Source organism: Formosa sediminum, from assembly GCF_007197735.1.
Taxonomy (GTDB): Bacteria; Bacteroidota; Bacteroidia; order Flavobacteriales; family Flavobacteriaceae; genus Formosa; species Formosa sediminum.
This window is the reverse complement of the sequence record NZ_CP041637.1, coordinates 493651-515049: the sequence shown is the minus strand read 5'-3', so window position 1 is coordinate 515049 and position 21399 is coordinate 493651. Positions and strand designations below refer to the sequence as shown.

Below are 21399 nucleotides of genomic sequence, written 5' to 3'. Positions count from 1 at the left end.
AGTTTTTTACTGTTTATTTTAATGTTTCTCCTCCTTTTTCGCCGGTTCTAATTCTATAGCATTCTGATACAGATGAAACGAAAATTTTTCCATCTCCAACATCTCCTGTTCTTGCCGCATCCATAAGTGTTTTAATGGTGATTTCCTCAAAATCATCATTTACCACTATAGATAAGTATCTGCGCTGAATATCGCTAGTACTATAGCTAACGCCACGGTAAACATGTCCTGTTTTTTCGTTACCTAGACCTGTTACATCCCAGTAAGAGAAAAAATTCACACCAATTGAATGAAGCGCTGTCTTCACTTGAGAGAATTTTGATTTTCTAATAATTGCTTCAATTTTCTTCATAATTAATTATGGTTTTTCATTTTAGTTAATTTGAATTTACGAATTTTTGTTGTATTCATTGAGAATCTTTATTACGTTAAAAAGATGCCATGTAATTACATGGCATCTTTTTGTGCGTTTAAATATATGTGTGTTAAGGATTTATTATTCTAAATCTCTAACTCTTTTTCCGTGATATGCGATAGATCCGTGTTCAGAAATATCAAGACCAGCAATTTCTTCTTCTTCCGTTACTCTTAAGCCTCCACATGATTTCTTAATTATAAAAAGGAATACGTAAGAAAGTACAATACCCCAAATGGCATAAGCAATTACCCCAATTCCTTGAGCAGCAAGTTGGGCAACCCCACCACCATTAAATAATCCAATTCCAGTGTCTCCGTCTACTCCCCAAAGTCCAATAACTAAGGTTCCCCATACACCAGCAACACCGTGTACAGAAATAGCGCCAACAACATCATCAATTTTTAATTTCTTTTCAATAAAACCAATCGATAATACAACTAAGATACCACCTATTAATCCAGTTAATACAGATCCGCCTTCTGTCATGTTTCCACAACCAGCAGTTATACTTACTAAACCTGCAAGTGCGCCATTTAATGTCATTGCTAAATTTGGTTTTCCATTTTTAAACCATGTAAATAATAATGCGCTTAATGCTCCGGCAGCAGCAGCTAAATTTGTTACTAATACAACTTGTGATGCCGCAACAGAATCGTCGCCTCCCCAAGCTAATTGAGATCCACCATTAAAACCAAACCATCCTAGCCAAAGTATAAAAACACCTAAGGTAGCATACATTTGGTTGTGTCCATGCATTTCAACAGGTTCTCCATTTAGGTATTTTCCAATTCTTGGGCCTACCATCCATGCAGCTACTAAAGCAGCCCATCCACCAACAGAGTGTACAATTGAAGATCCTGCAAAGTCAATAAATTCAGCTGGCATCCATTCGGCATTTAGCCAACCACCATTCCATTCCCATCCACCAGCAATTGGGTAGATGATAGCGGTAAGTACAATACTAAAGATTGCATACGTGGTGTATTTGGTTCGACCCGCAATGGCTCCAGATACAATAGTTGCAGCTGTTGCAGCAAATACAGTTTGGAAAAACAAGTCTGCTGGACCTTGAGAGAATATAAATCCGCCCCAGTGAAAAAAACCACCGCCAGAGACGTCTGCTCCATACATTAAAGAGTATCCAATAAACCAAAAAGCTAATGAACCAACAGCAATGTCCAGAAAGTTTTTCATGGCAATGTTCACTGCGTTTTTAGAATCTGTCATTCCTGATTCGACAAGGAAAAATCCTGCTTGCATGAAAAATACTAGAATACCTGCAATAAGCATCCATAACATTCCCATGTCGTCTTTAACCGCTGCAGCTACTGCTGCTGCATCTTGAACTACAGGAGGGGTATTTAAAAATAGCATCATAAAAATATTTATTAGGGTTAGTAGTTAGTGAAAATTAAGTTGTGGTTATTTTAGTTTTTTTGATGTTAGGTCTTTTTTAGAAAGCATAAATTGCAGCTACAGTAAATGCAGCTAAATTGTCTGTAGCCATCCCGTCATTGTCTAGGTAAGGCATTGCGTCAGACCAAGAGTCTATTCTAAATTCTGGCTTTATAATTAAGTTTTCGATTGTGTAGCTACCAGTAAGTGTAAATGCTAATACAGTTTCATCGTCTATGTCAATAATCTCATCATCAAAATATCTTCCGTAAAATTCACCTCTTAGTCCTATGCTAAAAGCATCGCTAGCTGCGAATTGAGGATAGAATGCCGCACCGTAAAATCCAGATCCATCATTGTCGTTATAAGCAGCGTTAATTCCTAAGTAAAAAGAATCCGATAAATCGAAACCACCCGTATAGTCTATTTCGAAACCTAAACCATCATTGTTTCCGCTATCATAATATAAATTAAGATATTGTCCTTTGTAGCCTAATTGTGCACCAAAAGCATATTCTCCGGTTAAAGATGTGTCATTAGTATCCCAAGGGTTAGTTACTGCTAGCATTAAGCTTACATCTTCAGAAAGTGCAAAATCAGCTTTTAATCCCATGTGTGAGAATGGCCCGCTTGAGAATAAGTAAGATGTACTGTAATTGAAGTTAGCTGCTGGAGCAATAACTTCATAGCCTAAAAATGTATTCCAACGACCAAAAGTTAATGTTGTTTTATCAGAAACATTCCAGTACACGTAAGCTTGATTAACTATACCGTCAATGATGTCGCTGTTAAAAGTAGCTTCTTCTCCTCTAGGTCCAACAACTAAGTCAAGAACTGCTCCTGTTTTGGCGCCTTCATAAGAAAAAATAACATTTCCCATTCCTAAGGCAAATCCGCTTTTTTTAGCAAATGCAGTTCCGAAATTTTGTTCTGCATCATCTGGGGCTGTTAAATACGTTTGAAAATAAGCGTCGACACTACCGCTAATACTGAATTTTGGTTGTGATTCATCTGTGTCTTGAGCATAAATGCTAATTGATGCAAAAAATAATGCGATAGTAAAAAATTTCTTCATGTTTTGTGTGGTTTGTTTTGTTAATAACAAATCAAATCTAAGTAAAAAAGATTTGATACCCGCTAAAAAACAGGGGGTTGCATATGATTTTTATGATTTATTCAGTAATACCCCCTAAAAAATGAGGGTATTTTAAATAAATATTCGAAAAACACATTTTTTTGGAATTTTATTTTATCAAATTTTAAAGTAATTGTTAAATTTTGTAAATTATATGTAAGTAAATTATATTAAAATTAGCAAGAGTTTTGTTTATTGTTAAATTAGTTGCGATATCTTGTTTTGGAAATGGTAATGAATTCGTAAATTACATCCCTAAATAATTGTAATACTAAAATGAAAATTAAAGTATACCTATAATGTCATAAAAATTTAATGACAATTATTGCAGTAAAAAGTATACACTTATATTAGTACTTGCTATTAGCAAAAAATAACTAAACAACTAATGATTATGTTGAAGAAACAAGGGCTTTATTTGCCGGAATTTGAACACGACAATTGTGGTGCTGGATTTATTTGTAGTTTAACTGGAAGTAGGTCTAACGATATTATCCACAAAGCACTCGAAATTCTAGTAAAACTAGAACATAGAGGCGCTGTGAGTTCTGATGGTAAAACAGGGGATGGAGCTGGTATATTAATAGATATTCCCCATGATTTTTTTGTAAAATATTGTGATTTTGAATTGCCTACTCGAGGTGAGTATGCTGTTAGTAATATGTTTTTGCCAAAAAAACAAAACCAACGCGAATTTTGTGTTAATACATTTGAAAAATGTATAGCAGAACAAGGGTTAAAATTAATAGGTTGGCGTAATGCTCCGGTTAATAATAACGTTATTGGTAAAATTGCAGCAGTAAGTGAGCCTTTTATAAAACAAGTTTTTATTGGTAAAGGTAGTCCAGATCAAACAGATTTTGATTTTAATTTAAAATTATTCACGGCTAGAAAGATTGCAGAGCATACAGTATATAATTCAAAATTATCAGAATCTTCTTTCTTCTATTTTCCAAGTTTATCAACAAAAACTATAATATATAAAGGGCTGTTAATGCCTGAAGATATTAAAGAATATTATCTGGATTTATTAAATCCATTATTAGATGCTAAATTGGCATTGGTACATCAGCGTTTTTCAACCAATACGTTCCCAACTTGGGATTTAGCTCAGCCATTTCGTTACATGTGTCATAATGGAGAAATTAATACATTAAGAGGTAATGTTTCTCGTATGTTTTCTCGAGAAGAAATTATGCAAAGTGAATGGTTTGGAGACGATATTAAACGTGTGATTCCTACTATATTAAGAGGTAAGTCAGATTCTGCATCTATGGATATGGTTGTGGAATTGTTGTTAATGACGGGACGTTCTTTACCTGAAGTTATGATGATGTTAGTGCCAGAAGCTTGGGAGAAAAACAATACCATGTCTGATGCTAAAAAAGCCTTTTACGAATTTAATTCGTGTTTAATGGAGCCGTGGGATGGTCCAGCCTCTATTCCGTTTACCGATGGAAGTTATATTGGAGCGGTATTAGACCGAAATGGTTTACGTCCGTCAAGATATACCGTTACAAAAGATGATTTTGTGATTATGTCTTCAGAAACAGGGGTTGTAGATATTGAGCCGGAAAACATTAAATTCCACGGCCGTTTAGAGCCAGGAAAAATGTTTTTAGTAGATATGGATGAGGGGCGTATTGTAAATGATGAAGAAATTAAAGAAGAAATTGCTAATAAGCATCCTTACAGAGAATGGTTAAACAAAAACTTAATTCACCTAAAAGATATTCCTTATAGTACAGATCCTGTTGTTTTTGAAGAAGAAGATTTAACTGTTAGGCAAAGTGTATTTGGGTATACTCAAGAAGATTTAAATACTATTATAAAACCAATGGCACAAGCAGGGAAAGAACCTATTGGTTCGATGGGTAGTGATACTCCTATTGCTGTTTTGTCTGAGCGTCCACAGTTAATCTATAATTACTTTAAGCAATTATTTGCGCAGGTTACCAATCCGCCATTAGATGGTATTAGAGAAGAGTTAATTACAGATATTAGTCTAACATTAGGTAGTGACACTAACATTTTTGAAATTAGTGAATTTCATTGTCGTAAACTAAAAATTCAGAATCCAGTAATTTCTAAACAAGATTTAGATAAAATAAAACATCACGATAAAAGTCCAGATTATCAAGTAACTTCTATCTCAATTTTATATGATGTTGCTAAAGGAGTAAACGGGTTAGAAGATCGTTTGGAGGCTATTGTTGATACAGCAGAAAAAGCAATAGATTCGGGAACTAATATTATTATACTTTCTGACAGAAATGTGAGTAAGGATAAAGCTCCAATACCAGCATTACTAGCTTGCTCATATGTAAATCATGCTTTGTACAAGCGTAGTAAACGTTCTCAAATAAGTATTATAATAGAATCTGCAGAACCACGTGAGGTGCACCATTTTGCATTGTTATTTGGGTATGGTGCTAGTGCAATTAACCCGTATATGGTTAATGAAATTGTAGAGCAACAATTAGATTCACAAGATGTTACTGGTTTAGATTTTGAGCAGGCAGTACAAAATTATAATAAAGCAGTCGGAAAAGGGATTTTAAAGGTTATGAATAAAATAGGTATTTCGACCTTAAACTCTTACCGCGGTTCTCAACTTTTCGAGTGTATCGGAATAAATACAAAAGTTGTAGAGAAATACTTTCCGACAACAGCAACCCGTATTCAAGGTATTGGGTTAAATGAAATAGAAAAAGAAATTTCTAAACGTCATCAATGTGCTTATAAAAGTACTGAAATTGATGCTAATTTAGACTTAGAGATTGGTGGTCAATACAGATGGAGACGTAATGGAGAAAAACACTTGTTTAATCCTTTAACTATTGCAAAGCTTCAAGAATCTGTTCGTACTAACAAAAAAACAACATATAAAGAATATGCAGATTTAGTAAATAATCAGGCGAAAGATTTAATGACTATTCGTGGATTATTTGAGTTTACTAATTATGATCCAATTTCTATAGATGAAGTAGAACCATGGACAGAAATTGTAAAACGTTTTAAAACAGGAGCAATGTCTTATGGGTCTATTAGTAAAGAAGCTCATGAGAATTTAGCTATTGCTATGAACCGTATTGGAGGAAAGAGTAATTCTGGTGAAGGGGGAGAAGATCAAGATCGTTTTTACAAAGACTCCGATGGCGACTGGAAAAACAGTGCTATAAAGCAAGTGGCGTCTGGCCGTTTTGGAGTTACATCTAATTATTTGACTAGTGCTAAAGAGATTCAGATTAAAATGGCGCAAGGAGCGAAGCCAGGAGAAGGTGGGCAATTACCTGGGCCAAAAGTGAATCCTTCAATAGCAAAAACACGTAACTCTACACCTTATGTAGGATTAATTTCACCACCACCACATCACGATATTTACTCGATAGAAGATTTGTCACAATTAATTTATGATTTAAAATCAGCTAACAGAGAAGCACGAGTAAATGTTAAATTAGTTTCTGAAGTTGGGGTAGGAACAGTAGCAGCTGGGGTTGCAAAAGCTAAAGCAGATGTGATTTTGATTTCAGGATTTGATGGAGGTACGGGAGCATCGCCGCTTACATCATTAAAACATTGTGGTTTACCATGGGAACTTGGTGTAGCAGAGGCACAACAAACTTTAGTAATGAATGACTTAAGAAATCGTATCGTTTTAGAGTGTGATGGGCAGTTAAAAACTGGTCGTGATGTAGCAGTAGCGTGCTTATTAGGGGCAGAAGAATTTGGTTTTGCAACAGCTCCATTAGTTGCTTCAGGATGTATTATGATGCGTGTTTGCCATTTAAATACTTGTCCTGTTGGTATTGCAACTCAAAACCCTGAACTACGTAAAAAGTTTAAAGGTAAACCAGAACATGTGGTAAACTACATGTATTTTGTGGCTCAAGAATTACGTGAAATCATGGCGCAATTAGGATTTAGAACAATCAACGAAATGGTTGGGCAGTCTCAAAAATTAGATCGCAATCGTGCTATTGATCATTATAAGGCATCTGGAATAGATTTAACTCCAATCTTACATAAAGTAAAAACAGAGCCCTATGTAAAATTATACAATACAGAAACACAAGAACATCATTTAGAAAGTCATTTAGACTTCGAGATTATAGATAAAGCTCACCCAGCGTTATTCCGTAAAGAGAAAACGTACTTAGATTTATCAATTACTAATGTAGATCGTGCTGTTGGTGCGGTTGTAAGTAATGAAATATCTAAAATTTACGGGGCTCAAGGGTTACCAGAAAACACGCTAAACCTAAACTTTACAGGATCTGCAGGGCAAAGTTTTGGAGCATTTGCAACCAAAGGTTTAACTATGATCGTAAACGGAAATACAAACGATTATTTGGGAAAAGGTTTATCTGGAGCTAAGGTTGTTATTAAAGTACCTGAAGCGGCTACAATTGTTCCGGAAGAAAATGTAATAACAGGAAACGTAACTTTGTATGGAGCGACTTCTGGAGAAGTATATATAAATGGAAAAGCAGGAGAGCGCTTTTGTGTTAGAAACTCAGGAGCAAAAGCTGTTGTAGAAGGTATCGGAGATCATGGATGCGAGTATATGACTGGTGGTGTTGCAGTTGTGCTTGGTGAAGTAGGACGAAATTTTGGAGCAGGTATGAGTGGTGGTATTGCCTATGTTTTAGATAGTAAGAATACTTTTAGAAATAACTGTAATTCAGAAGATTTAAATTTAGATCCTGTGGTTTTAGATGAAGATATAGTGCAATTAAAAACACTAATCGAAAACCATTATAATGCTACTTTAAGTCCGTTAGCACAACGTATTTTAGAGCAATGGGAAGAATATTTACCAAAGTTTATAAAGGTTTTACCAGAAGAATATAAGCAAGCTTTAATTAAATTAGAACAAGAAAACCTTGTAACGCAATAGATATTATGGGAAAAATAACAGGATTTTTAGAATATAAACGTGAAGACGAAGGTTACGAACCGGTAGAAGAGCGTCTGAAAGACTACAAAGAATTTACAATTCCATTATCTGAGTCTGGTATAAAAAATCAGGGTGCGCGTTGTATGGATTGTGGAATTCCCTTTTGCCATAGTGGATGTCCGCTTGGGAATTTAATTCCAGATTTTAACGATAAAGTATATAAAGGAAAGTGGAAAGAAGCTGCAGCTATTTTACATTCTACAAATAATTTTCCAGAATTTACTGGTCGACTTTGTCCAGCGCCATGCGAAGAAGCTTGTGTGTTAGGGATTAATGAAGACCCTGTAAGTATTGAAAATATAGAAAAGAATATTGCAGAAACAGCATTTAAAGAAGGTTGGGTAATAGCTCGTCCGCCAAAAGAGCGTACAGGTAAAACAGTAGCTGTTGTAGGAGGAGGACCTTCAGGTTTGGCTGCTGCTCAGCAATTAAATCGCGCGGGTCATTTGGTTACTCTTTTTGAAAGAGATGATAAAGTTGGAGGATTGTTGCGTTATGGTATTCCTGATTTTAAATTAGAAAAAACAATCATAGACCGTCGTATAGAAGTTTTAGAAGAAGAAGGAATTATCTTTAAAACTAATGCGCATGTAGGTGTTAATATAGATGCAGAACAACTTAAAAAGGACTTTGATGCTGTTGTATTATGTGGTGGTGCTACTGTAAGACGTGGTATGCCAATCCCAGGAGCCGATTTAAATGGTGTTGTTCAGGCTATGGATTTCTTAAAGCAGAATAACAAGCGTGTTAGCGGAATCAAAGCTTTTGAAAACGAGATTTTAGCCACAGGAAAAAATGTTATTGTTATTGGAGGAGGAGACACAGGATCAGATTGTATAGGAACGTCTAATCGTCATGGAGCAAAATCGGTAACAAATTTTGAAATTTTAGATAAACCATCAGAAGGCAGACCAGCACATCAACCTTGGCCATATTGGCCTATGAAATTGAGAACAAGTTCTTCTCACAAAGAAGGTGTAGAACGTTTTTTTAGTATCTCTACAAAAGAATTCTTGGGCGATGGAAATGGCAACTTAAAAGGTTTAGTTACCGTGCAGGTTGAGTGGATTTTTAAACCTGGTGAGCGTCCGCAATTAAAAGAATTACCTGGAACAGAAAAAACTTGGGATTGTGATTTAGCTCTGTTGGCCTTAGGATTTACCGGAGCAGAGAAGACTATTGCAGAACAGTTAGGTTTGGATATGGATTTTAGAACAAACATTAAAGCAGATACTAATAATTATATGTCCAATGTCCCAGGAGTATTTGTTGCTGGTGATATGCGACGAGGACAGTCTTTAATTGTTTGGGCTATCTCAGAAGGAAGACAAGCTGCTTATCATGTAGATACATATTTAATGGGATCATCAAACTTACCTCTTAAAACAGGTATAGATTTGCCAAGAGTATAAAATCTGAATTAAAAAGTTAAATAATTAATATTTTCATAGGTTCTTTGTTTTAGATTTATGATATTTGAAATGCATATGAAAAAATACTTAGTAAATATAATTTCTATTAGTGTCGTTGTGATTCGTTCATGATGATAATGGAAGTGTATTTATAATGTAAAATATAATTAAAGCCTTCCATTTTTATGGAAGGCTTTTTTTGTGTTAGGCTATGTAAAAAAAAATATCATGGTTTAAATGTTATAAAAGAGTTAAAAAATGAAAAATTGATAAGGTTTTTTGTGTTGTTTATATGTTTCAATCATAAATTTTAAAAAATGTCAATTTTTTTATAATAAAAAGAAGAAATTGAACGTCATATATAAAACCGTTTAAATTGCTTTAAATCAGTTGTTTAAATATGCATTTTAAGTAATGAGTTTAGTCTATATGTATGCGGTGAAATTCTTTAAAAAACGACAAAAAATTAATTTAGAGCTCTCAAAGAAATAGAATTAGAGCAAAAGCTTTTATAAACAATATGAAAAATTTAAAAAAGTATAGTCACTCGATCACTCAAGATGCTTCATTACCTGCTGCTCAAGCGATGTTGCATGCAATCGGGTTAACAGATGAGGATTTGCAAAAACCATTTATTGGTATTGCTAGTACAGGTTACGAAGGTAACCCTTGTAACATGCATCTTAACGACTTAGCAACACACGTAAAAAAAGGAACCCAGAATGCAGATTTAGTAGGGTTGATTTTTAATACTATTGGTATTAGTGACGGTATATCTAATGGTACACCTGGAATGCGTTATTCATTAGTCTCTAGAGATATTATTGCAGATTCTGTAGAAACAGTGGTAGAAGGTATGAGTTATGACGGATTGGTTACTGTGGTGGGTTGCGATAAAAATATGCCTGGTGCTTTAATGGGAATGTTGCGTTTAAATAGACCTTCAGTTTTGGTGTATGGTGGTACTATTGCATCTGGTTGTCATAAAGGAGAAAAATTAGACATCATTTCTGCTTTTGAAGCTTATGGGAAAAAAGTCGCTGGTACTATTGACGATTCAGAATTTAAAGAAGTAGTGCATAAAGCATGTCCTGGAGCTGGTGCCTGTGGAGGTATGTATACAGCTAACACTATGGCTTCTGCTATTGAGGCTTTAGGGATGTCGTTACCTTTTAACTCATCTACACCTGCGGTTGGCGATGATAAATTAAAAGAAAAAGAATGTGCAAAAGCAGGAGAAGCTTTACGTTACTTATTAGAAAAAGATATAAAGCCTTCAGACATTGTAACTAAAAAGTCGTTAGAGAACGCATTTAGGTTAGTTACTGTTTTAGGAGGGTCTACAAATGCAGTGCTTCACTTTTTAGCAATCGCTAAAGCAGCTAAAATAGAATTTACTTTAAAAGATTTTAAAAGAATTAGTGACGAGACACCATTGTTAGCAGATTTAAAGCCAAGTGGTAAATATTCTATGGAAGATTTACATGGTGTTGGAGGTATTCCGGGTGTTTTAAAATACATGTTAGAAAACAATATGCTACATGGTGATTGTTTAACAGTTACAGGGAAGACTATTGCAGAAAACTTAAAAGATGTTCCTAATTTAATAGAGGGACAACAAATTATAAAACCACTTGCTACACCAATTAAAGAAACAGGCCACATTAGAATATTATTTGGAAACTTAGCAACAGAAGGCGCTGTTGCTAAAATAACTGGAAAAGAAGGACTATCTTTTAAAGGAACGGCAAATGTATTTAATAGTGAAGCGGAGGTGAATGAAGGTATAAAAAATGGTAAAGTAAAAAAGGGTGATGTTATTATTATCCGTTACGAGGGACCTAAAGGAGCGCCTGGCATGCCAGAAATGTTAAAGCCAACATCATCTATTATGGGGGCTGGACTAGGTAAAGACGTAGCAATGATAACAGATGGCCGTTTCTCTGGTGGTTCTCATGGTTTTGTGGTTGGTCACGTCTCCCCAGAAGCTCAAGAAGGCGGTAATATTGCATTGGTTGAAAATGGTGATATCATTTTTATTGATGCAGAAAATAATACTATAAATATTGAAATCTCTGAAGAACTGTTGGCGAAAAGAAGAGCAAATTGGGTTGCTCCTAAATTGAAAGCAGAACGTGGAGTATTGTATAAATATGCGAAAACAGTATCGTCGGCATCAAAAGGATGTGTGACTGATGAATTTTAATTTTTTACTATGGACATAGAAACAGTAAAAACAACAGATGTAGCTACAGCGAAAACCGTACGTATTTCAGGTAGCGAAGCTATTATTAAATGTATGATAGCTGAAGGTGTTGAAACGCTTTACGGATATCCTGGAGGAGCAATCATGCCGGTTTACGATGAACTTTATAAATATAGAGACCAAATTCATCATGTTTTAACACGTCATGAACAAGGTGCTGCACATGCAGCTCAAGGTTATGCACGTATTTCAGGAAAAGTAGGGGTCGCTCTAGCAACCTCTGGACCTGGAGCAACAAACTTGATAACTGGAATTGCAGATGCCCAAATAGATTCCACGCCTTTAGTCTGTATTACCGGACAAGTTGCTTCTCATCTTTTAGGAAGCGATGCGTTTCAAGAAACAGATATAGTAGGAATCTCTACACCTGTTACTAAGTGGAATGTTCAAATTACAAAAGCAGCAGATATTCCAGAGGTTATGGCAAAAGCATTTTATATTGCTAAAAGCGGACGCCCAGGGCCTGTTTTAGTAGATATAACCAAGGATGCACAGTTTGAAGAATTTGATTTTAGTTATAAAAAGTGTACCTCAGTACGTAGCTATAAAGCATCTTGTAAGCCAAATATTGAAGCAATTCAAAAGGCAGCAAATTTAATCAATGGTGCAAAAAAACCAATGATAGTTTGGGGACAAGGTGTGATTTTAGGAAAAGCAGAAGCCGAATTAAAAGCTGTTATTGAAAAAGCAGGTATACCTTCAGCTTGGACGATTTTAGGAGCGTCAGCCATACCAACAGAACATCCCTTAAATATAGGTATGGTAGGTATGCATGGAAACTATGCTCCAAACATGTTAACAAATGAATGCGATGTTTTAATTGCAATAGGAATGCGTTTTGACGATCGTGTTACAGGTAATTTATCTACATATGCTAAGCAAGCAAAAGTGATTCATTTTGAAATAGATCCCGCAGAGATTGACAAAAATGTAAAAACAGATGTTGCTGTACTAGGAGATTCTAAATTAAGCTTAGCAGAATTACTTCCGTTTTTAAATGAAACTTCTCATAACGAATGGCATCAGAAATTTAAAGATTTATATGCTATTGAGTTTGAAAAAGTTATAAAAGACGATTTGCACCCAACTAAAGAAGGTTTAACAATGGGTGAAGTTATTAATCAAATCAATGTGCAATCTAAAGGCGATGCAGCTATTGTCTCCGATGTTGGGCAACACCAAATGATTGCATGTCGTTATGCGAAATTTAATAAAACAAAAAGCAATATAACTTCTGGTGGTTTGGGTACTATGGGATTTGGTTTACCGGCGGCTATAGGAGCTAAAATGGCAGCGCCAGAACGGGATGTGGTTGTAATTATTGGAGACGGAGGCTTCCAAATGAATATTCAAGAATTGGGAACTATTTTTCAACAAAAAGTACCTGTTAAAATAGTTGTGTTAAATAACGAATTTTTGGGTATGGTGCGCCAATGGCAGCAATTGTTTTTCGATAAGCGTTATGCGTCTACAGAAATGACTAATCCAGACTTTGTAACAATTGCTAAAGGCTATTATATAGCAGCCAAGAAAATAACTAAACGTGAAGAATTGGCTGGAGCAATTGAAGAGATGATGACTCACGAAGGTGCTTATTTTTTGGAGGTTTGTGTAGAGAAGGAAGATAATGTATTCCCAATGATACCTACAGGAGCTTCAGTTTCAGATATTAGATTAAGTTAATTATGGAAAGTAATCAAAATACATATACAATATCGATTTATACAGAGAACAATATTGGTCTTTTAAATCGAATTTCAGCAATTTTTCAACGCCGTCATATTAATATTGAAAGTTTAAATACATCAATTTCAGAAATAGAAGATGTATCTAGATTTACAATAGTTGTAAAATTAGAAGAAGATAGAATTAAGAAAATTGTTGGTCAGATAGAAAAGCAAGTTGAGGTTATAAAAGCGTATTACCATACAGATGAAGAAACCATCTATCAAGAATCTTGCATGTTTAAATTAAAATCTGATTTATTATTTGAAGAACGCGAAATACAAAATATAATAAAAGAAAGTAACGCAAGAATTGTAACCGTAAATAAAGAGTTTTTTGTGCTTGAAAAATCAGGAAAAAGAAACGAAATCGAACAATTATATCGCGATTTTAGTGTCTACGGTATTATGCAATTTGTGCGTTCTGGGCGTATTGCTGTAACTAAAGAAGAAATGAAAATATCACAAATGCTAACAGCATTTAATTAATTAAAACAAAATGGCAAATTATTTTAACACCTTATCATTAAGAAATCAATTAAAACAATTATCTAAATGTCGTTTTATGGCATCTTCAGAATTTGAAGATGGTGTAAATGCACTAAAAGGTAAAAAAATCGTCATTGTAGGATGTGGCGCACAAGGATTAAACCAAGGATTAAACATGAGAGATTCTGGTTTAGATATTTCTTATGCTTTACGTGCTGCTGCAATTAAAGAAAAACGTGCATCTTATGTAAATGCTACTGAAAATAATTTTACAGTGGGAACTTACGAAGATCTAATTCCTACAGCAGATTTGGTCTTGAATTTAACTCCAGACAAGCAACATACAAATGTTGTAGAAACAATTATGCCTTTAATGAAAAAAGGCGCAACTTTATCGTATTCTCATGGGTTTAATATTGTTGAAGAAGGTACTCAAATACGTGAGGATCTTACCGTAATTATGGTTGCCCCAAAATGTCCAGGAACAGAAGTTCGTGAAGAATATAAAAGAGGATTTGGTGTGCCAACACTAATTGCAGTTCACCCAGAAAACGATCCAGAAGGAAAAGGTTTAGCACAAGCTAAAGCATATGCAGTAGCGACAGGAGGAGATAAAGCAGGTGTTTTAGAGTCCTCTTTTGTAGCAGAGGTAAAGAGTGATTTAATGGGAGAGCAAACTATTTTATGTGGCGCGTTACAAACTGGATCTATTTTATGCTTTGATAAAATGGTTGAAGAAGGTATCGAGCCAGGGTATGCTGCTAAGCTTATTCAGTACGGTTGGGAAACGGTAACAGAAGCATTAAAACATGGGGGAATTACTACTATGATGGACCGTTTATCTAACCCAGCAAAAATTAAAGCATATAAATTATCTGAAGAATTAAAAGATATTTTACGTCCGCTTTTCGAAAAGCATATGGACGATATTATTTCAGGTCATTTCTCTAAAACAATGATGGAAGATTGGGCTAACGATGATGTTAATTTATTAACATGGAGAGAAGCTACCGGAGAAACAGCATTTGAAAAAACACCATTAACATCAGAAAAAATCTCTGAGCAAGACTATTTTGATAAAGGAGTATTAATGGTAGCTATCGTTAAATCTGGTGTAGAGCTAGCATTTGAAACTATGGTAAGTGCAGGAATTATTGAAGAATCTGCATATTACGAATCATTACATGAATTACCTTTAATTGCAAATACAATTGCTAGAAAGAAATTATACGAAATGAACCGCGTAATTTCTGATACTGCTGAATACGGATGTTATTTATTTGATCATGCAGCTAAGCCTTTATTAGTAGATTTTATGAAAGGCATTAAAACAGATGTAATAGGTAAAACATACTCTACATCTAACGAGGTTGATAATATTGAATTAATTGCTGTAAACGATGCGATTAGAAATCATCCTATCGAAGCTATAGGAAAGTCGCTAAGAACCGCTATGACTGCAATGAAAACAATAAAAACTGATGTTGACGAAGACGCATCGGTACTAGCCTAATAACTTATGCAAACTGAAAATAAAATATATTTTCCTAGTTTAAAAGCCGTACAAGCAGCAGCCGAACGTTTAAAGTCGGTTGTTGTTTCTACGCCTTTAAATCAAAATTTACAATATTCTAAACGATTCGCAGCTAATGTGTTGTTTAAGCGTGAAGATTTACAATTAGTACGTTCTTATAAAATACGTGGGGCATACAACCGAATTTCTTCTTTAACTAAAGAACAAATGGATAAAGGTATTGTGTGTGCAAGTGCTGGAAACCATGCGCAAGGTGTAGCCTTATCTTGTAAATTATTAAAAATAAAAGGTACCATTTTTATGCCTTCACCAACGCCCAATCAGAAAATTGAGCAGGTAAAAATGTTTGGTGAAGAGTATACTAATATTGTTTTAGTAGGTGATACTTTTGATGATGCTTACCATGCATCTATGCTAGAATGCGAACGTTTAGGCAAAACATTTATTCATCCATTTAACGATAAAGAAGTAATTGAAGGGCAAGCTACTATTGGACTTGAAATATTAAGTCAGACAAATGTGCCTCTAGATTATGTGTTTATTCCAGTAGGTGGTGGCGGATTGGCTTCGGGATTATCAACAGTTTTTAAGCAACTGTCTCCAAATACAAAAATTATTGGTGTAGAGCCTGCTGGGGCACCTTCAATGAAAACATCAATAAAAAATGGATACAATACAGAGTTAAAAACTATTGAAAATTTTGTAGATGGTGCGGCTGTAAAAAAAGTAGGAGATAGAACATTTGAAATTTGTCGTCATAATTTAACAGAAGTGGTCGCTGTCCCAGAAGGTAAAGTCTGTGAAACCATTTTAGAATTATATAATAAAGATGCCGTAGTTGTAGAGCCAGCAGGAGCATTAAGTGTATCTGCACTTGATTTTTATGCTGAAGAAATTAAAGGTAAAAATGTAGTTTGTGTAATTAGTGGAAGTAATAATGATATTACACGTACAGCAGAAATTAAAGAACGTGCTTTATTATATACTAATTTAAAACACTATTTTATAGTAAAATTTCCGCAACGAGCGGGAGCATTAAAAGAATTCGTGGCAGAAATTTTAGGACCAAACGATGATATTACATATTTTCAATATGCTAAGAAAACAAACCGCGAAAATGGATCGGCTGTAGTAGGGATAGAATTAAAATCAGCTAAAGATTTGGATCCTCTAATGAAAAAAATGAAATCCAGAAATTTCTTTGGCGATTATATAAACGATAACCAAGACCTATTTCAGTTTTTAGTATAAGCTTAACTATTTGTAAACTACAATAGGAAATTAAAGCTGTATATTTAATATAATAACAGTTTAAATAAAATTAGATTATGCATACACCTTTTAAAGACATTCCACAACAATATAAAATTACAACAGAAATAAATCAAAATACATATTTAGTAGACGGGCAATTAAAAATTTGGTCTGGAACTACAGCAAATGTGTATTCTTCTATTTCATCTACACCAGATTATAAGCCCACATTATTAGGTAAAATCCCTCAGCTTGGTAAGGAGGAGGCATTAGAAGCATTAAATTCTGCTTGTAATGCTTACGGAAAAGGGCAAGGTGTATGGCCAACAATGAAAGTTAAAGATCGTGTTGCTTGTATGGAAAAGTTTGTTGAACAAATGAAAACCAAACGAGACCAAGTTGTAAAGTTGTTAATGTGGGAGATTGGTAAAAGTTTGCCTGATTCTGAAAAGGAATTTGATAGAACGGTAGATTATATTTACGATACTATTGAAGAATATAAACAGTTAGATCGTGATAGTGCAAAGTTTGAAAAACATGGAGGGGTCAATGCTCATATTAGAAGAGGAGCTTTAGGAGTAGTATTGTGCTTAGGCCCTTATAATTATCCTTTAAACGAAACCTTTGCATTGTTAATTCCTGCTATTATTATGGGAAATACGGTGATTTTTAAACCGGCTAAACATGGGGTTTTATTAATGACTCCTTTATTAGAAGCGTTTCAAACTAGTTTTCCTAAAGGTGTGGTAAATATCATTTACGGTCGAGGCCGAGTTGTCGCAACTCCAATTATGGAAAATGGACGTGTAGATGTGTTAGCACTTATAGGCAATAGTACATCGGCAAATGCACTTCAAGATAGTCATCCAAGACAAAATAGATTGCGATTAGTTTTAGGGTTAGAAGCTAAAAACCCAGCAATTGTCTTGCCAGATGCAGATTTAGATTTAGCGATAGATGAATGTATTGCTGGAACTTTGTCTTTTAATGGGCAACGCTGTACGGCATTAAAAGTATTATATGTTCATGAAAATATAATAGAAGAATTTAATAAGCGTTTCTCTGCACGAGTAGATGCACTAGCATTCGGAAATCCCTGGGATCAAGGTGTTAAATTAACGCCTTTACCTGAGCCTGGCAAGCCGGCATATATTCAAGAATTAATAGACGATGCTCTAGAGCAAGGAGCTTCAATTTTAAATGCTAAAGGTGGAGATACTACAGATAATTATATATTTCCTGCTGTTTTATATCCTGTGAGTAAAAATATGCGTGTTTTTAAAGAAGAACAATTCGGACCAGTAATTCCGGTGTTGTCTTTTAAAGATATACAAGAGCCGCTTCATGATATGGCCGAGTCCAATTATGGTCAGCAAGTAAGCATATTTGGTAAAAATGTAAAAACCTTAGCACCGCTAATAGATACTTTGGTTAATTTAGTTTGTCGTGTAAACCTTAATAGTTCGTGCCAACGTGGACCAGATGTGTATCCTTTTACCGGTCGTAAAGATTCTGCCGTCGGAACTTTAAGTGTGCATGATGCATTACGTTCTTTTTCAATACGAACCTTTGTCGCTTCTAAAGATAATGACTATAATAATGCGATATTAAATGAACTCCTTGATACCAAGGCTTCTAATTTTATTAGCACAGATTATATTTTATAAAATAATTGATAAAAAGTTAATTGATATATTGAATTAATTTGTACATTTGGTTTATGATTCTTATTAAAAATATAATACGTCCATCTAGTCCCGCAATTGCATTGCGCCGACGCCGCAGTGCACACTAAATCTTCTAGAGTTGTTCACCTAATTTCACGTATTTATTTTTTTATTTTGATTACATCACTTTATACATTTTACACACAACATATGGTTATTTTAAATAATAATCGCTTTATGTTACGCCCTATTGTATTGCGCCGCCCGTTAGGGTGCTTTATATTTTAGGAACTTTTAGGTGTGTCCAGTTCTATTTCTAGAAATCAATACTTTTTAACTTTTTAATTTTAAAATCAAAACAATGGAAATTGTTATTGCAGACAAGTCGCATACAGTTTATGCTGAAATTATTTGTGAAACTATAGCAGATTCTGCTAGAGTAAGAGGTACAGGGATTGCAAAAAGAACGCCCGAGTATATCATACAAAGAATAATTAATGGAAATGCCGTTATCGCTTTAGAGGATGGTAAGTTTGCGGGTTTCTGCTATATTGAAGCTTGGGGACATGGGAAATTCGTAGCAAACTCAGGTTTAATTGTACATCCTGATTTTAGAAATAGAGGGTTAGCTAAAGAAATTAAACATAAAATTTTCAATCATTCTATAACAAAATATCCTAAAGCTAAAGTTTTTAGTATTACTACAGGATTGCCTGTTATGAAAATGAATTCAGATCTAGGGTATAAACCCGTTACATTTTCAGAATTAACAGACGATCAGACCTTTTGGAAAGGTTGCCAAACGTGTAAGAATTATGACGTTTTACAACGTACAGAACAAAAAATGTGTTTATGTACAGGTATGTTGTACGATCCAGATAAGCAGCCTCCAAAAGACCAAAAACCAGTTAAGTCTAAAGTATTTAATCGATTAAAAAGCATTAAGGAACATTTGTTTTTAAAAAAATAACACAAATATCAACATGAAAAAATTAGTAATAGCATACAGTGGAGGTTTAGATACATCATATTGTGCTGTAAGTTTATCAAAAGAGTACGATGTTCATGCCGTAAGTGTTAATACCGGCGGTTTTACTAAAGAAGAGATTAGTCATATAGAAAGTAACGCTTATAAAATGGGCGTGACTACTTATAAAAATATAGATGCAGTTGCTACATTTTATAACAAAGTTGTAAAATATTTAATATTTGGTAATGTATTAAAAAATAATACTTATCCATTATCGGTAAGTGCAGAACGTATTATTCAGGCTATAGAAATAGTTGAATATGCAAAAAGTATTGGTGCAAAATATATTGCTCACGGTAGCACGGGAGCAGGAAACGACCAAGTGCGTTTCGATATGATTTTTCAAATCTTGGCACCTGAAATTGAAATTATCACGCCTATTAGAGATCAGAAATTAGCCAGACAAACAGAAATCGATTATTTGGTTGCCAATGGTATAGATATGAATTGGGCAAAAGCGAAATATTCTGTAAACAAAGGGCTTTGGGGCACTAGTGTAGGTGGAGAAGAGACTTTAACTTCAGAAAAACCTTTACCTAGCGAAGCTTATCCGTCTCAATTAGAAAAAACAGACGAGCAAAAAGTAACATTAACCTTTAAAAAAGGAGAGTTTGTTGCTTTTAACGGAACCGAAGCTGCACCAGAAAAAAATATTGAAGCATTAAATGAAATTGCTTCAAAGTACGCCATAGGAAGAGATATTCATGTTGGTGATACTATTGTTGGAATTAAAGGGCGTGTAGGTTTTGAAGCTGCTGCTGCTTTAATCACTGTAAAAGCACACCATTTATTAGAAAAGCACACGCTTACTAAATGGCAAATGCAACATAAAGATTATCTATCTAGTTTTTACGGGATGCATTTACACGAAGGCCAGTTTCTAGACCCCGTAATGCGCGATATGGAGGCCTTTTTAGAAAGTAGTCAGGAGAATGTTTCTGGTGATGTTGTAGTTACGCTGAAGCCTTATCATTTCTCTTTAGATGGAATTTCGTCTAAACACGATTTAATGAATTCATCATTTGCTAGTTATGGAGAAGAAAATAAAGGGTGGACTGCAGACGATGCTAAAGGATTTATTAAAATACTTGGAAACCAGAATAAAATATATCAACTCGTAAATAAAAAGTCATGATACAAGCTGGAATTGTAGGAGGCGCAGGATATACTGCAGGAGAACTGATTAGAATATTAATGTATCATCCACAGGTAAATATCAATTTTATTTACAGTACGTCTAATGCCGGAAATCCTGTTAGTAAAGTGCATCAAGATTTAATTGGGTCTACAGATTTACAATTTACAGATACCATTAATGCCGATGTAGATGTGTTATTTTTATGCTTAGGACACGGAAATTCTACAGCGTTTTTAGAAAATAATAGCTTTTCTGATGCGACTAAGATTATAGATTTAAGTAACGATTTTAGATTAGAAGCCGATGCTAATTTTAACGGTATGGAATTCGTTTACGGACTTCCAGAACTAAATAAAGAAGCGATTGTTAATGCTAAATATTTGGCAAACCCAGGATGCTTTGCAACGGCAATTCAGTTGGCTTTATTACCATTAGCATCAGATGGGAAATTTAAAGACGATGTGCATATAAATGCCGTAACAGGAGCAACAGGAGCCGGAACATCACTATCTGCAACCACACATTTTACGTGGAGAGATAATAATTTTTCGTACTACAAGCCTTTTACGCATCAGCATTTAGGAGAAATCAATCAGTCGGTAAAGCAATTACAAAGTGATTTTAATTCAGAAATCATTTTTATGCCAAATCGCGGTGATTTTTCACGCGGCATTTTTGCGACAGCTTACACCAAATTTGAAGGCACGTTAGAAGATGCTAAAACATTATATAAATCTTTTTATAAGGATGCAAAATTTACAGTAGTTTCAGATGAAGATATTCATTTAAAACAAGTGGTAAACACTAATAAATGTATCCTTCATTTACATAAACATAACGACAAATTATTGGTAACAAGTATTATCGATAATTTATTAAAGGGCGCTTCAGGACAGGCTGTCCAAAACATGAATTTGATGTTTGGATTTGAAGAGACAGCAGGTATACAACTAAAAGCTACTTATTTCTAAATCAAC

At 34.5% G+C, this 21399-nt stretch carries 14 protein-coding genes; 11 read left to right on the top strand and 3 right to left on the bottom strand.

Annotated elements, in window-relative coordinates; all coding sequences use genetic code 11:
• Positions 1–13: 13 nt before the first annotated feature.
• The 3 genes from FNB79_RS02375 to FNB79_RS02365 all read right to left on the bottom strand — a co-directional run bounded on the left by FNB79_RS02375 (position 14) and on the right by FNB79_RS02365 (position 2888).
• A complete protein-coding gene (locus FNB79_RS02375; RefSeq protein WP_143379776.1) occupies positions 14–352 on the bottom strand; it encodes a P-II family nitrogen regulator in 339 nt (112 codons plus the stop codon).
• A gap of 144 nt (positions 353–496) precedes the next feature.
• Positions 497–1792, bottom strand: coding sequence for an ammonium transporter (locus FNB79_RS02370; RefSeq protein ID WP_143382540.1), 1296 nt, complete (start codon positions 1790–1792; stop codon positions 497–499).
• Positions 1793–1871: 79 nt separating this feature from the next.
• Positions 1872–2888, bottom strand: a complete 1017-nt coding sequence (locus tag FNB79_RS02365; protein WP_143379775.1) for an outer membrane beta-barrel protein — start codon at positions 2886–2888, stop codon at positions 1872–1874.
• A gap of 454 nt (positions 2889–3342) precedes the next feature.
• On the opposite strand from FNB79_RS02365, the gene gltB reads away from it, so the two are divergent.
• The 11 genes from gltB (at position 3343) to argC (ending at position 21393) form a co-directional block, all read left to right on the top strand.
• The gene (gltB, locus tag FNB79_RS02360; RefSeq protein ID WP_221932589.1) at positions 3343–7848 is read left to right on the top strand and encodes a glutamate synthase large subunit; all 4506 of its coding nucleotides are present in this window, start codon (positions 3343–3345) and stop codon (positions 7846–7848) included.
• A 5-nt stretch (positions 7849–7853) separates the two neighbouring features.
• A complete protein-coding gene (locus tag FNB79_RS02355) occupies positions 7854–9320 on the top strand; it encodes a glutamate synthase subunit beta (protein ID WP_143379774.1) in 1467 nt (488 codons plus the stop codon).
• A 520-nt stretch (positions 9321–9840) separates the two neighbouring features.
• Entirely contained in the window at positions 9841–11526 is a 1686-nt protein-coding gene (gene ilvD / locus FNB79_RS02350; RefSeq protein WP_143379773.1) for a dihydroxy-acid dehydratase, read from the top strand.
• Between the two features lie 9 nt (positions 11527–11535).
• Positions 11536–13269, top strand: coding sequence for a biosynthetic-type acetolactate synthase large subunit (gene ilvB / locus FNB79_RS02345; protein WP_143379772.1), 1734 nt, complete (start codon positions 11536–11538; stop codon positions 13267–13269).
• Positions 13270–13271: 2 nt separating this feature from the next.
• Positions 13272–13799: an acetolactate synthase small subunit gene (gene ilvN, locus FNB79_RS02340; RefSeq protein WP_143379771.1), complete on the top strand. Its 528-nt coding sequence runs from the start codon at positions 13272–13274 to the stop codon at positions 13797–13799.
• Between the two features lie 10 nt (positions 13800–13809).
• The gene (gene ilvC / locus FNB79_RS02335; protein ID WP_143379770.1) at positions 13810–15312 is read left to right on the top strand and encodes a ketol-acid reductoisomerase; all 1503 of its coding nucleotides are present in this window, start codon (positions 13810–13812) and stop codon (positions 15310–15312) included.
• 6 nt (positions 15313–15318) lie between these two features.
• Positions 15319–16584, top strand: a complete 1266-nt coding sequence (gene ilvA, locus FNB79_RS02330; RefSeq protein WP_143379769.1) for a threonine ammonia-lyase IlvA — start codon at positions 15319–15321, stop codon at positions 16582–16584.
• A 77-nt stretch (positions 16585–16661) separates the two neighbouring features.
• Positions 16662–18254, top strand: a complete 1593-nt coding sequence (locus FNB79_RS02325; protein ID WP_143379768.1) for an NADP-dependent glyceraldehyde-3-phosphate dehydrogenase — start codon at positions 16662–16664, stop codon at positions 18252–18254.
• Positions 18255–18615: 361 nt separating this feature from the next.
• The gene (locus tag FNB79_RS02320; protein ID WP_143379767.1) at positions 18616–19224 is read left to right on the top strand and encodes a GNAT family N-acetyltransferase; all 609 of its coding nucleotides are present in this window, start codon (positions 18616–18618) and stop codon (positions 19222–19224) included.
• Between the two features lie 13 nt (positions 19225–19237).
• Entirely contained in the window at positions 19238–20419 is a 1182-nt protein-coding gene (locus FNB79_RS02315; RefSeq protein ID WP_143379766.1) for an argininosuccinate synthase, read from the top strand.
• Positions 20416–21393, top strand: coding sequence for an N-acetyl-gamma-glutamyl-phosphate reductase (argC, locus tag FNB79_RS02310; RefSeq protein ID WP_143379765.1), 978 nt, complete (start codon positions 20416–20418; stop codon positions 21391–21393). The genes FNB79_RS02315 and argC overlap by 4 nt, the downstream gene beginning before the upstream one ends.
• The last annotated feature ends 6 nt before the right edge of the window (positions 21394–21399 follow it).

Coding starts and splice junctions, on each gene's coding strand:
- ilvA (WP_143379769.1), top strand. CDS start 15,319: ATGCAAACTGAAAATAAAATATATTTTCCTAGTTTAAAAGCCGTACAA.
- ilvC (WP_143379770.1), top strand. CDS start 13,810: ATGGCAAATTATTTTAACACCTTATCATTAAGAAATCAATTAAAACAA.
- ilvD (WP_143379773.1), top strand. CDS start 9,841: ATGAAAAATTTAAAAAAGTATAGTCACTCGATCACTCAAGATGCTTCA.
- FNB79_RS02370 (WP_143382540.1), bottom strand. CDS start 1,792: ATGCTATTTTTAAATACCCCTCCTGTAGTTCAAGATGCAGCAGCAGTA.
- FNB79_RS02320 (WP_143379767.1), top strand. CDS start 18,616: ATGGAAATTGTTATTGCAGACAAGTCGCATACAGTTTATGCTGAAATT.
- ilvB (WP_143379772.1), top strand. CDS start 11,536: ATGGACATAGAAACAGTAAAAACAACAGATGTAGCTACAGCGAAAACC.
- FNB79_RS02315 (WP_143379766.1), top strand. CDS start 19,238: ATGAAAAAATTAGTAATAGCATACAGTGGAGGTTTAGATACATCATAT.
- FNB79_RS02355 (WP_143379774.1), top strand. CDS start 7,854: ATGGGAAAAATAACAGGATTTTTAGAATATAAACGTGAAGACGAAGGT.
- ilvN (WP_143379771.1), top strand. CDS start 13,272: ATGGAAAGTAATCAAAATACATATACAATATCGATTTATACAGAGAAC.
- gltB (WP_221932589.1), top strand. CDS start 3,343: ATGTTGAAGAAACAAGGGCTTTATTTGCCGGAATTTGAACACGACAAT.
- argC (WP_143379765.1), top strand. CDS start 20,416: ATGATACAAGCTGGAATTGTAGGAGGCGCAGGATATACTGCAGGAGAA.
- FNB79_RS02365 (WP_143379775.1), bottom strand. CDS start 2,888: ATGAAGAAATTTTTTACTATCGCATTATTTTTTGCATCAATTAGCATT.
- FNB79_RS02375 (WP_143379776.1), bottom strand. CDS start 352: ATGAAGAAAATTGAAGCAATTATTAGAAAATCAAAATTCTCTCAAGTG.
- FNB79_RS02325 (WP_143379768.1), top strand. CDS start 16,662: ATGCATACACCTTTTAAAGACATTCCACAACAATATAAAATTACAACA.